Consider the following 12,707-nt stretch of genomic DNA (forward strand, 5'->3'; position numbering starts at 1 on the left):
GAGTATTCCTAGGGATATAGAAAAAGCTCCCCAGACGGGAGCTTTAAAATTTATTTCTTATTCATCGTCACATCATGCTCTTTGGCAAGTGTGTTAAGCTGTTCACCAAAATCTCTGAATAGCTTTTTACCCTCGCTGAGCTTGGTATTACTTTCATTGACTAAGTTCAGATCCTGCTTTTCCAACGCATCGATCATCGTAATGAAGGCCTCCTTTTGAGTGCTAACGGCCTTGATGTAGGTTTCGTGGACAGCTCGTACCTCAGGAGTTTCTGTTTTTACGGCTTCTAATTTATCAAGATATTTGGTGTATTCAGGGATAATATCATCTCGTAAAGTATTATATAGTGTTACATCATCTGTGTATTTATCTCCGGTCACGGATTCATACTTTTCAGTTATTGCTTTTTCATCTTGTGCCAAAGGAAGAACTCCATCATTGACATACGTAATTAAATCCTTTTTAATCGGATCGGTAGAGCAGGCTGCCAAAATCGAAAAGCAACACAATACCAACATAAATACGCTAAGTTTTTTCATCTGTATTCCCCTTTTTCTATGTATGTTTATGGGTAATTCGATGTGATTTATAGTCAAAAAGAACTATCCATATTATTTTATTATATCGTATAAATAAGAGAATGGTAGGGTTTTTATGGTAAATTAGTGTCGAAATTAAATTAATAGACCTGCTTTTTAAAAATATGCCACTATGAGAGGCTACTAGGGTAATGCAGATTGAAACTTGAAAGGCTCGCCTTACTATTAAAGTGAGGCGAGCCTTTATTTGTCATGTTCGAAAATAGAAAAGTAGATGTAGGAGGATAAAGTGTAAGGGGTATGTATGGAAGAAGTTGTTTTAAATGGAAAGGAGAAGCCCAATATTATACAGGCTTCGTGAGTGCTGAACTTTAGGGTACACCGAGTGTACAATAATCAGTTCTTCTCTTCCTCAAACTGCAACAAAACGGATATGTCTTTGATATCTAGGGCATGAGCAATTTTCTCAAGCATCAGCAGGTTTACTTCTTGTCGATCGCCACTACTTAGTTTAGAAATTCTTGCTTGTGACACACCTGATAGTTCTTCTAATTGTTTTTGAGTTATGCCCTTTTCTTTGAGTACTTCTTTTAGCTTGATTCTGAGTTTTAACATTCAGAGTGCCTCCATGTATTGTTGACAAAATATGACCATAGGGTTATATTATATTTATGACCTTGTGGTCATAAGATGAATTTAGTTTTTCCCAATCTAAAGGGATGCTACAACATACCTTTAGCTTTGCTATTGCCATTTTACCAGATTTCAAAAGGGGGAAGATACCGTGACTACAAAATTCAAAGTGAATGAACAAGCGATCAAGGACATTGTACGCATGGAACCGGTTTGGGCGCAAAAAGGTGGAAATGGAGAAAACGATCTACACTACTATTATATTATGGATGCCCTTAATCGCAAATGGCAAACCATTGGTATAAACGTCTCTGATGCGATCGAGGTGTTTGAAAAAGGACATAACGATACCTGGACACGCATTTTGGAGCCAGCCCCATTTGATCCGAAACTGACCGCCAACGATTTAATTAACATGCTCCGTATCGGCCCTGATGCTTGGCATGTTCGTAATGCTATGCAAATCATACTGAATTCAGTGGAAAGACGCAATGCATTCGTGAGTCGTCTCGTCAACGTGAACAGAGAGGATATCTGTAAGCTTCTCTACACCATGAAAAATGAATATCTCCAACGTAATCAGCTTTCAGACGAGGTATTTATACATATGTATGGAATGAATCCTGTGGAAGCATTGTCTGTTTATTTTCTGGAGTCGGTAGATATCCATACTCATTGGGAATGGCGAGATGCTGGTGGTACAAGCGAAAAGGCTATTCAGTATAAAAGAGAAGCTCCTTTCATGACGCTAACTCAGGCTATTGAGAGGGCTGAAGGGGAGAGGTATGCCTGTACCTAAAATATTCTAACGTATTACATTCCTAAGTATAAAACAGGGCTTGACTGGATTGAAGATAGGAATACCACACGGATATATAGCAGGTCAAATATAGTATTGGTTGCATTGTATATGGATTGCAAAATATAATAAATAAAGCTGGTGCGAATCCCAAGCGCACATGAAAATCCTGGGTCCTTCGCACCTCGAAAATTGTCGAAAAGTATTGGATCGGCTATCTATCCGTAAAAGTCAATAGCTGATCCAAGCTTATTGGGCATCAGTTTTTGCGACAATGTGTGGAAATGATATCCTATGGATATGAATTACTGTATTTTCGCTGTCGCACTCTATATGAGTGCGTGGATTGAAATAAATAATCTAACATCTGCTTAAGCAGCGCATAAATGGGTCGCACTCTATATGAGTGCGTGGATTGAAATTTCCTCGTCGACCACAGCGAACGTATTATCCTTTTTGTCGCACTCTATATGAGTGCGTGGATTGAAATTTGATACTTGTGAAACTGTTACTTGTTAGCTCATGTCGCACTCTATATGAGTGCGTGGATTGAAATTCTGCTGGCTGCGTAACTGCCGCTGGCTGCTCCGGTCGCACTCTATATGAGTGCGTGGATTGAAATGTCCAGGTCACTAGCAAATAATCAGGCCCGGCTTCCGTCGCACTCTATATGAGTGCGTGGATTGAAATACCTGTATGTTTGTATTAGCAGAGCCCGTCCCAAGTCGCACTCTATATGAGTGCGTGGATTGAAATTGGCCATTTATCAGCAAAGCCCATCCTACGGAAATAGGTCGCACTCTATATGAGTGCGTGGATTGAAATATTTCCCCCATGGCGATTATTTTGTAACTGATCTCAGTCGCACTCTATATGAGTGCGTGGATTGAAATATCCTTACCGCCGAATAAGAAAAACTGGTTGCTTACGTCGCACTCTATATGAGTGCGTGGATTGAAATTGAATGGAGGGGGGACCATAAGCGCCCTTAATAAAGTCGCACTCTATATGAGTGCGTGGATTGAAATTGTACAGGAGGAAAAGACCATATCCACCGCAGCAGTCGCACTCTATATGAGTGCGTGGATTGAAATAATTGGATCATCTCGTTGTTGATGATCCAGATTATCGTCGCACTCTATATGAGTGCGTGGATTGAAATTTTTGTGCTTTTTATAATAAACGGACTTTTTTTCAGGTCGCACTCCATATGAGTGCGTGGATTGAGATGCTCGATAAACGCTAACTTCGCTATCATCACACTGTCGCACTCTATATGAGTTCGTTGATTGAAATCCTTTCGTCTTGAAATCGAATTTGATAGGATACCAGTCGCACTCTATATTAGTACGACGCATTTTCGCCAAGTATAGATACAAATCTTATTTAGACTGGCTCCCTTTTAAATTAAGGGAGCCTTTTTCGTTGTGATTTTTAAATACAGAAAAAGTAGAAAAAGAGAGGCTTCTTCCATGATGCTAACCTCAAGTTATAAAAAAATATCAAAACAGTATCTTCCATTAAAACTAGGATTGCTTTATGATAAAGGTAGACATCCTAGAATTTTACTGTAGTTATTTAGGGAATAGCTGAATTTCTTTAACACATTTGAGAGGAGACTTCAGAATGAAAAGATTCAGAAAAGTGATTTCAGTTACATTAAGCTCAATGCTCCTGCTTTCATTCGGGATGACGGCGAACGCGAGTGCAAGCACAGAGGAGAAGGCGGATCAAGCGATTCAAGCAACTTCTGATGTACAGCTAACAACGGATAAAGAAAGCGTTATTAAACAATTGACGCGTGCGGACAAGCCTGACAGTATTACAGATTCGGTGTACACCATTACAGAAAATATCAACTTGGCGACACCGCAGAAATCTGAGTTGAAAAAGAGAGCTATCCCTTCGCTCAAAGCTAGTTTAAAGTCTGTATCAGCTAAAGCCGTAGCGACAGCAACCTCTGCTACTTATTCTGGTACGATTACGGAAGAGGGAGGCACACAGTTTTTATATCCGATCTATTTGCAGCCGGGTGAATTGTTGCAGGCTCAGTTGGATGGTCCATTTTCAGCACAGCTTGACTATGACTTATACTTGTATGAGTTCGATATGACGACAGGTGATATTAATTCAAATCCAATAGACGTCTCCAATTACGGGACTTATGTTAACAATTATGAACAAGGAGCTGCGTCCCTTCCCGAAAACGTAGGAGCCCGCAATACAGTCGGTTCTGCAAAGGCTTATGCGATTGCAGTCCATGCCAAGAAGGGATCTAGCATTAGTGACCCTTTTTATTTAACTGTAGCCGTAAGCTCCAACTACGATGCCTATGAGCCGGATGACAGTGCCTTTCATGCTTATAATTTTACGGTTAACGACAAAGGCTCCTCGATTAACTTCCGCACCATCCATTCCGGTATAGATAACGATTGGTATCAGGTTACAGTACCGGCAAGCCGTAATTATGATGCATTAAATGTAAAGCTGGACAGTACCTCGGAAGGCTATGGATACAAAGCGGAAGTATATGCAGCACTTACTGGCAACCAGATGGTGCTTCTACCGCAAACCAATCATAATGTTACCCTAAATACAGGAACCTACTATGTACGAGTGTACAGCACAAGTCAGTATTCAGCTGACCATTTGTATACACTAGCAATCAAACCAGTACTTCGGGCTGGAAAAATCGAAATTACTGGCTATAACTCCAATGGGTATTATGATTATCCAACGTATTCTTACGGCCGTCACTTCCGCATTAATGGTAACAGCAACCTTATCGTGAATGGTGTTGTTAAAACAACGGATGGTCAATTCGTTCCGAATGCTCCTGTCACTGTTGTTTGGTTGGATAAGAACTGGACTGAGGGCAGTGGTAATCGTACGAGAACGGCTTCAACGTATACAGATGATAACGGAAAGTTCAGTGTAACGCTTGCACTTCCGGCATCAACAGGTAAAAATGTGGAATATATAAGTGCAATCGGCTCCACACATTATTTTGACCTTACCGGAGTAGCTGCTCAGGTCGATGGAACTTCGATTAGTACAACGGATATTGTGTATCTTTTTGCTTACAGCTTGAGAAATTAACATATCGTTTAATGTAGTTTAATTCATAAGAGTCGCTTTTTTTGAATGGTTTGCTGAGGCTTTCCATTTCTAAGAAGCGGCTCTTCATATTTTTTTCATCAAGGCTGAGCCAATAGTCTTGTTTTCGAATATTACAAATATAAAATGTTTTGCATAATATATTCCAATAGAACCAATGATGTTTTATGATAGAGCCATACAGCCTAGAAATCGCCCTGGTATATCCGGGGAATAGCAGGAATTCCTAAACCATTTGAGAGGGGATTTCAGTATGAAAAGATTCAAAAAGGCTATGGCAGTTATGTTAAGCACGATGCTTCTGTTTGCTTTCGGGATGACTGCGAATGCGAGTCAAAGCACAGAGGCTGCACCGGATCAAGCGATCAAAGCGAAGTCCGATATTCAGCTAACAACTGGAAATGAAGACGTAATTAAGCATTTAACGCGGGTAGACAAGCCAGACAGCGTTACGTCTTCGGTTTATGTATTGCAGGAAAATCTCAACTTTAAGACACCAGAGACAACCTCATTGAAAAGGGAAAACGTTTCTGCGCTGAAGGCAAGCCCAATGGCTGCATTAGCCACAGCCTCCTCTGCTACGTATTCCGGTACGATTACGCAAGAGGGAGGCACACAGTTTTTATATCCGATCTATTTGCAGCCCGGTGAACTGTTGCAGGCTCAGTTGGATGGTCCATTTTCAGCACAGCTTGACTATGACTTATACTTATACGAGTTTGATATGACGACAGGTGATATTAATCCCAATGCCATTGACGCTTCCACCTATGGTACTTATTTTAACAAGTATGAACAGGGGGCTGCATCACTTCCAGAAAACGTAGGAACCCGCAACGCTGTCGGTTATGAAAAAGCTTATGCGATTGCAGTCCATTCCAAGAAAGGATCAAGTATAAATGAACCTTTCTATTTAACCGTGGATGTAAGCTCCCAATATGATGCATATGAGCCGGATGAGAGTGCTTTTCATGCCTACAACTTTACTTTTAGTACGGGGGGATCATCGCTTAATTCTCGTTCCATTCATTCAGGCATTGATAACGACTGGTATCAAATCACGATCCTTGCCAACCGCAACTATGATGCTTTGAATGTAAAGCTGGATAACACCTCAGAAAGCTATGGATACAAAGCAGAAGTTTACGGAGCCCTTACTGGCAACCAAATGGTGCTTCTGCCGCAAACGAATCACAATGTGTCTTTGAATACAGGAACCTACTATGTGCGAGTGTATACAACAAATCAGTATTCACCCGATCATTTGTATACACTTACACTAAAACCGGTGCTTCGGGCTGGGAAAATTGTGATTAACGGTTACGACTCTAAAAACGGCCCGAATGACTATCCATCCTACTCTTACGGTCGCCATTATCGGGTTAATGGAAACACCAATTTAACTGTGAAGGGTGTCGTTACTACAACGGATAATTATCCAGTAGCAAATGCACCAGTGGAAGTGAGTTGGTTGAACCAGAACTGGACTGAAGGTAGCGGGAATCGCACTCGTACAGGCACTGGTTATACGGATCAGAATGGAGCCTTTAGTGTAACCCTGTCCTTGCCGCATTCAACGGGAAGTATTGAGGAATACCTGCCTGGAGCCATCAGTTTTACACACTACTATGATCTTTCAGGGGTAGCTGCCCAAGTGTCAGGTACTTCGATTATAGACACAGATATTGTATACCACTTTGCCTATAGTATTTATGGCGGGTGATGGATGGATTCATAAATAAATCACTACAGTAAATTGTTACCTGAATATTTTATATTTAAAGCCAAGGTAGCTTTTTTCAATATTTGTTCATTTTTGGGACAAGGCATATATTCATTCCATATATGCTTTGTCCGATATATATACAAACAGGGCCACATTGCATTATACATACGCCTCAGATTGCCTGTTACAAACATGACAGGAGGAAATAGGATGAATTTTGGGCCTCTTAGAGCACAACAAGCGGTTCTTAACTCTAGTAGCTTACGGATAAATCCGGCAAGCAAGCAAGGAGTTTCATCACCCCAGCTTCATGAAGAAAAAGTCTCCGGATTTGTTGTTCAAGACTCTGTGGAGATTAGTGAGACTGGCAGACAACTGGCGGAAGGAGCTATTGTGTCACAGGCTGCCAAGTATTTTGGTACAACACAGATCAATGATTCATTAAACCGTGTTTTGGAAGGTCAGCCAGAAGAAGTGTCCAATGCAGTGTACAATATGATTCAATCCAATTTTATCGTCGACGGAACGGTAACGGATGAGAATCAGCGGGCTGTATTGCTAGAGATGGGAGTTTCCCAATCCAAGTATATTGCTGACCATTATATGGAGGGCGATAAGGCCAAAGAATTTCTGGAAACCATGAACCAGATAGCTGGAATTGCTTTGACACGATCCATTGATTCAGAGAGCGGAGATATTAGCTACACGACTCCAACAGATCGTCCGTTAGGTGCTCCTGAGGATTACGTCAAATTGTCGGAAGTGATGAAGCAGGCGGACCCTCAACAATATGCGTCATTCATGAATGACATTAAAGGTGGAGGCAATGGACTGAGCCAGCTGTTAAGTTTTGCGCAAAAGGTCCCTCAACACCCCGATTGGATTAACAAATACAAGGAACGTACGGGACAGACTGAAGAGCTGTTAAATAACACACAGTTAAAGAATCGGTTTGACAAAGCTGATACGACTTCGGCTTCCGCATTTATGAACAGTATGCAAACTCTACTTAAGGAAGCTTCCGCTACTCAGGACTCTTACATGCAGAATATGCGGGGATTTTTTCGGAACTTGGGTGTTCAGGTAGATTAAAACCTTTAAATAATTTTACACTTCTGTTTACATCCTGCTAGGAACGAAGTATAATAGCTTCAAAACATACTCGTGATATTGAGGAAGCACCTCAAACTTGGGCATTAACGCCTTTGTTTGAGGTGCTTTTTCTATTTTGGCCGAAGCGGGTCTGTAAAGCTCTTTGAAAATAAAATAAAGTAAGGAGAAGTGTATGTATCGAAAAAATAAGCGAAAGGCAAGGAAGTATAGCAAGTGGGTGTATGGATTTTTGGCTGTACTACTCCTATTAACGATGATTCCCATATTTCCTGAAAGGGTATCAGCCGCTACCCAAGAGATCATTGGGGGCCCTTTTTGCCAAAACAATTTGCCAGGTGGGGGCGACAGTTGGGGCTCTCTGTCAGGAAGCGGGGTAGGAGCAACGGAAGTTTACAGCGGCATGGGTTCGGCAAGATATACATGTGATGGCAGTGTGCAGCCAACCAATCGTTTTATTGATATTGGCAGATCTATTAAAACTGCTGATTACAGGGTTTTTGTTTACATTGAAGGGTCTTATCATACAGAAATATATGCATCTAATGCTGCAGCGGGGAGCAGCTGGAGACCTGACGGAACGAATTTATATACATGGACTAATGTAACGAAATTCTATGCTGATAGCTTTTATCAGGGAAAATGGGTAGAGATTACTGACTCTATTACATTAAGAGATATTCGGTATTTTAGAGCCATGGGGTACAACCAGCAGACAAGTAATGAAATATCCAGGTTTGGCATCCGTCTCATTCCCAAATCGGACCTGATGCCTATACCGCCTCAGATTCATGCAGGCGCAGAGGGACAGGCGGCTACAGGCTGGACCAAAGAACCCGTAACTGTTTGGATCAACGGGGACGTGGCGCCTGAAGGGCTAAAATACTATGAATATAGCCTGAATGGAGGATCATTCCAGCCATACACAGGACCCTTTACTGTATATGACCATGGCGTAAATACGATCTATGCCAGGACAGTGGACGTAAATAACCAGTACAGTGGCCTTTCCTCCGGGAAGGTACGAATAGACAAGATGCCGCCAACTCCACCCACCATCAGCGCAACGGGAAACAGTAATGACTATGCCATTTCATTGCAGCCAGGAACAGATGATTATGCTGGACTGGCCCATACTCAATTTCGTATGACAGGCGTTGTGAATCAGGATTGGCAAGACTATGGTGGAATGTTTCATGTGAATAAAGATGGCAAAAGCACGATTTATGCACGGTCTATAGATAGCGTCGGTAATATGAGCCAAGAAGTAAGCAAAGAAGTCATCATTGATAAAAAGGGGCCGACTGCTCCAGTCATCCGGGCTAGTGAGGCAGGTCCAACGGCCCGTGATGTGAATATTGCCATTGATTCAGGAAGTGATCCTGCAAACGGAATTAAGATGACACAGTATCGTCTGAGTCCGACGGAGGAGTGGCAGACATACCTTGGCGTCTTTACATTAACCGCTGAAGGGAATTACGAATTGTCAGCACGGACAATCAATAACCTTGACGTACCTGGTCCAACTGCGACTCAATCGGTCATGATAGATCGAACCAAGCCAACGCCTCCAGAAATTACATTTTCCGAGGTAACGATGCCGACCCGCTATACCAATAAGCCAGTGCAATTTGCTTTATCAGGTGCGACGGATATTACTGCAGTACATTATGAATATCAATGGGGTTCCGGTGGCTATGTGTCTGGATCATCGGGAATGTTAAATCGCTCCGGTATCGTAAAAGTGACTGCTCAAGCTGTAGATGAAGCAGGAAATCGAAGTGATCCGGTGTCTGCAACGTCTTATATTGATTTGGAACTCCCGACGGTCCAGCTGACGCCGAATTCGCGTGAATGGAAAGATTCGAGTATTGATGTGGAGATACGATATACCGACCAGCATTCGGGGATCGAACCAGCAACAATGCAGTATAGAATCACGAACAGTCCTGATTCACCCGAAAATTGGGATACAGCAGCCAATACGGCAATCCGGATGAATCTTTTAAATGAAGGTGAATGGTATGTTCATGCCAAGGTTAAAGACCGAGCGGGGAACATTTCTCAAACGGTCAGCGGTGCACTTCGCATTCAAAAGCAGCCCGAGCCGATTGTGCTCTCAGCGACATCCATACGAAACACAGAGGCTGATTTGCAATGGACTCTTCCATCCGGCTTTAATGATGGTTACGTCTATACCATCCGTAATCTAACAACCCAAGAGGTTTGGGAGGTTGCGCATCCGACAAATTCGTTTACAAATAAAGGGCTGCAAGGAGGACGACAATACGAATATGAAGTGCGTGTAAGTAATCATGTAGGAGGCAATGCGTATTCCAATCGAGTCCATGTATTAACGCTGCCTGATGCACCCGATCATATCAGGTTAAAAGCTGTCTCCCATCATCCGGCAGGAATCCTAGCTGACTTTCCCCCGGTTGCTTCTGCTAACAAATATAATATGATAGCAACGGACGTAAGTACGGGAGAAGTTATATTTAGGGATACGGTTACACAGGATGTTTATAATCCAATTACGGGAATGAAGCCTGGTAAATATTACGATGTTTCTGTATCAGCTATGAATGACACTGGAGAGGGTGCGGCAAAGCATGTCTCTTTCTTGAGCCTGCCAGACAGCCCAGCCGGATTCCAAAATGTAACTGTAAGAGAAGATGGAGTCGAATTGAAATGGAACGATGTAGTCACAGCCACATATTACGCCTTGGAACGAGACAACGTATCGGTTTTTCATGATGTGTATACGGAATTCACAGATACCGGTCTTCAGGCGGGAACAGAGTATGCTTATCGCATTTCGGCTGAAAATACAACCGGATTCGGAGATTATGCTCACCTGGGAGTTATCACATTGCCGGCTCGAGTAACTACGCTGGCGAGTGTTACGAAGGATGTATATTCCGTTGGTGTAGCGTGGCAAGATGTGCAGGGGGCTGACGGTTACATTTTGAACGTGAACGATGAACCGAATATGCGGGTTCCCCGGGGTATCCATTCTTATACTTTTGAGGGCTTGCCAGCGGGGAGGCCTGCAAGTATTCGAATCCGGGCCTACAATCGAAGTGGTATAGGTGAAGATGCAACTATCAATGAATTGACACTACCTGTTTCGGCAGTACAGCTTGCAGTAGTAGATGTTGGGGAGCATGAGGCTACATTGAAATGGGACCCGGTTGATGGAGCAACTCAATATAAGGTAACGATCAACGATCAGGATTATTACAGCACCGAGCCTTTTGTAGCTGTATCTGGATTAGAAGGTGGGAAAAACTACACTTATCAAGTGAGCAGCGGTAACAGTAGTGGTTTCAGTCAGCCAGCGTGGGGTGAACTGCTGACACTTCCGCCTCAGGTGCAAAATGTCAAAGTTACAGAACACGGGAATGGCCAGATTTTGCTGAGCTGGGATGAAGCTAAGAGCGCTTATCAATACGCTGTAATCCGCAGCGATACGGGTGAAGACTTAGACACCAGAGATGCCCATATTAAGCTCTCAGGTATCCAACCCGGTGTGATTTACTCGTTTGGCATTCAAGCAATGAATACGAGCGGTGCAGGTGACATAGCCCCCTTTACGTATCGTGCGTTGCCAGATGGAATACCAGACAACAGGTTAATTATAAAAGACGTCACAGATACGAATCTGGTTGTTACGTGGAAAGAAGCTCCAGGCGCGGACGCTTACAATGTATATCAAAATGGGGCACTTATCGGTCATACGACCCATCATGAGTTTGAAATAGACGGATTAGACAGTTCTACAGTGTATCGTATTACCGTCAACCCAGCTAACACGAGTGGTGAAGGTAAGCCGACAGAAGCTGAAGTAGAAACGCTGCCGTCTCCAGATTTCAAATTGTTGAAGACGGAAACGACGAATAATGAGTTTATCATCCATTGGGAGTCAGAGCATTATAATGATATTTTCGTACTCACCAGTGAAGGAGGCACAGAACTATACCGTGGTAAGGAGCGAAGCTTTATCTGGAGACAACTCAGAGAGAAGCAGCTGTATACAGTTCAACTCTGGGCAGAAAACAGTCAGGGAGAACGCACAGAGGCAAAGCAGGTGAACGGTAAAACTACGGGGAATCCTGTGGACACAGGTGGCGGAGCAGGAGGTACGGGGGGTGCAAAACCTATTCAGCCTGTTGTGAAGGAGCAAATAGAAACAGAGCTCATTCAATCCCCGTCAGTTGAGACGAAGTCCAATCATTTTAGTGACATTGATCGGGTATTTAATAGAGATAAAATAAATGCACTTGCTGATCTGGGTATCGTGAAAGGGACGACCCACACGCTTTTTGAGCCGAACAGATCTGTAACACGAATGGAATTCACTTCGATGCTTGTCCGTTCCCTGAAATTACCGCTCGAAACGGATGTGACTTTAGGCTTCGAGGATATCGATCCATCAGCGTGGTATGTTGAGTTACTCAAAACGGCGATTAAAGATCAGGTCGCTCGCGGGTTTAGCGACAGAGAATTTGGCCCGGATCGGGTCATCAACCGTGAGCAGGCGGCTAAAATGGTGAATAACGTTATCAAGGCTACACCACAACATGAAAGCAGCGTATACTCAGATACCTCTCAAATTGTGGAGTGGGCCAGAACGGATGTACTTGGTCTAACCGAAATTAATTTAGTACAAGGATATCCGGATGGAAGCTTCCGTGCCAAACAGGAGGTCACACGTGCGGAAGCGGCTGAGATGATTTATAATATGCTGCAAATGAAATAGAATGAATCAAGGGGCGGCTGT

The 12,707-nt window shown here is 42.9% G+C and carries 7 protein-coding genes and 1 CRISPR repeat array; of the genes, 5 read left to right on the forward strand and 2 right to left on the reverse strand.

All coding sequences use genetic code 11. From position 1 onward, the window contains the following. Positions 1–50: 50 nt before the first annotated feature. Positions 51–539 carry a hypothetical protein gene (locus KQI_RS0103170; protein WP_010345266.1) on the reverse strand — a complete coding sequence of 163 codons (489 nt, stop codon included), beginning with the start codon at positions 537–539 and terminating at the stop codon, positions 51–53. Between the two features lie 396 nt (positions 540–935). Further along, a complete protein-coding gene (locus KQI_RS0103175; protein ID WP_010345267.1) occupies positions 936–1,154 on the reverse strand; it encodes a helix-turn-helix domain-containing protein in 219 nt (72 codons plus the stop codon). Between the two features lie 169 nt (positions 1,155–1,323). Here KQI_RS0103175 and KQI_RS28970 point away from each other — a divergent pair, with 169 nt between their 5' ends. The 5 genes from KQI_RS28970 to KQI_RS0103200 all read left to right on the forward strand — a co-directional run bounded on the left by KQI_RS28970 (position 1,324) and on the right by KQI_RS0103200 (position 12,686). Then, entirely contained in the window at positions 1,324–1,971 is a 648-nt protein-coding gene (locus KQI_RS28970; protein ID WP_010345268.1) for a hypothetical protein, read from the forward strand. A 321-nt stretch (positions 1,972–2,292) separates the two neighbouring features. Then, a CRISPR array of direct repeats spans positions 2,293–3,267; the repeat unit is 32 nt; unit sequence GTCGCACTCTATATGAGTGCGTGGATTGAAAT. Between the two features lie 330 nt (positions 3,268–3,597). Next, complete coding sequence (locus KQI_RS0103185; RefSeq protein WP_010345269.1) at positions 3,598–5,070, forward strand: transthyretin-like family protein; 1,473 nt, start codon at positions 3,598–3,600, stop codon at positions 5,068–5,070. Positions 5,071–5,341: 271 nt separating this feature from the next. Beyond that, positions 5,342–6,811 (forward strand): Ig-like domain-containing protein, encoded by a 1,470-nt coding sequence (locus KQI_RS0103190; RefSeq protein ID WP_010345270.1) that lies wholly within the window; start codon positions 5,342–5,344, stop codon positions 6,809–6,811. A 213-nt stretch (positions 6,812–7,024) separates the two neighbouring features. Then, positions 7,025–7,906 carry a hypothetical protein gene (locus KQI_RS0103195; RefSeq protein ID WP_010345271.1) on the forward strand — a complete coding sequence of 294 codons (882 nt, stop codon included), beginning with the start codon at positions 7,025–7,027 and terminating at the stop codon, positions 7,904–7,906. Positions 7,907–8,099: 193 nt separating this feature from the next. Continuing rightward, positions 8,100–12,686 carry a fibronectin type III domain-containing protein gene (locus tag KQI_RS0103200; RefSeq protein WP_010345272.1) on the forward strand — a complete coding sequence of 1,529 codons (4,587 nt, stop codon included), beginning with the start codon at positions 8,100–8,102 and terminating at the stop codon, positions 12,684–12,686. Positions 12,687–12,707: the final 21 nt, after the last annotated feature.

This window comes from Paenibacillus peoriae KCTC 3763 (genome assembly GCF_000236805.1).
Lineage (GTDB): Bacteria > Bacillota > Bacilli > Paenibacillales > Paenibacillaceae > Paenibacillus > Paenibacillus peoriae.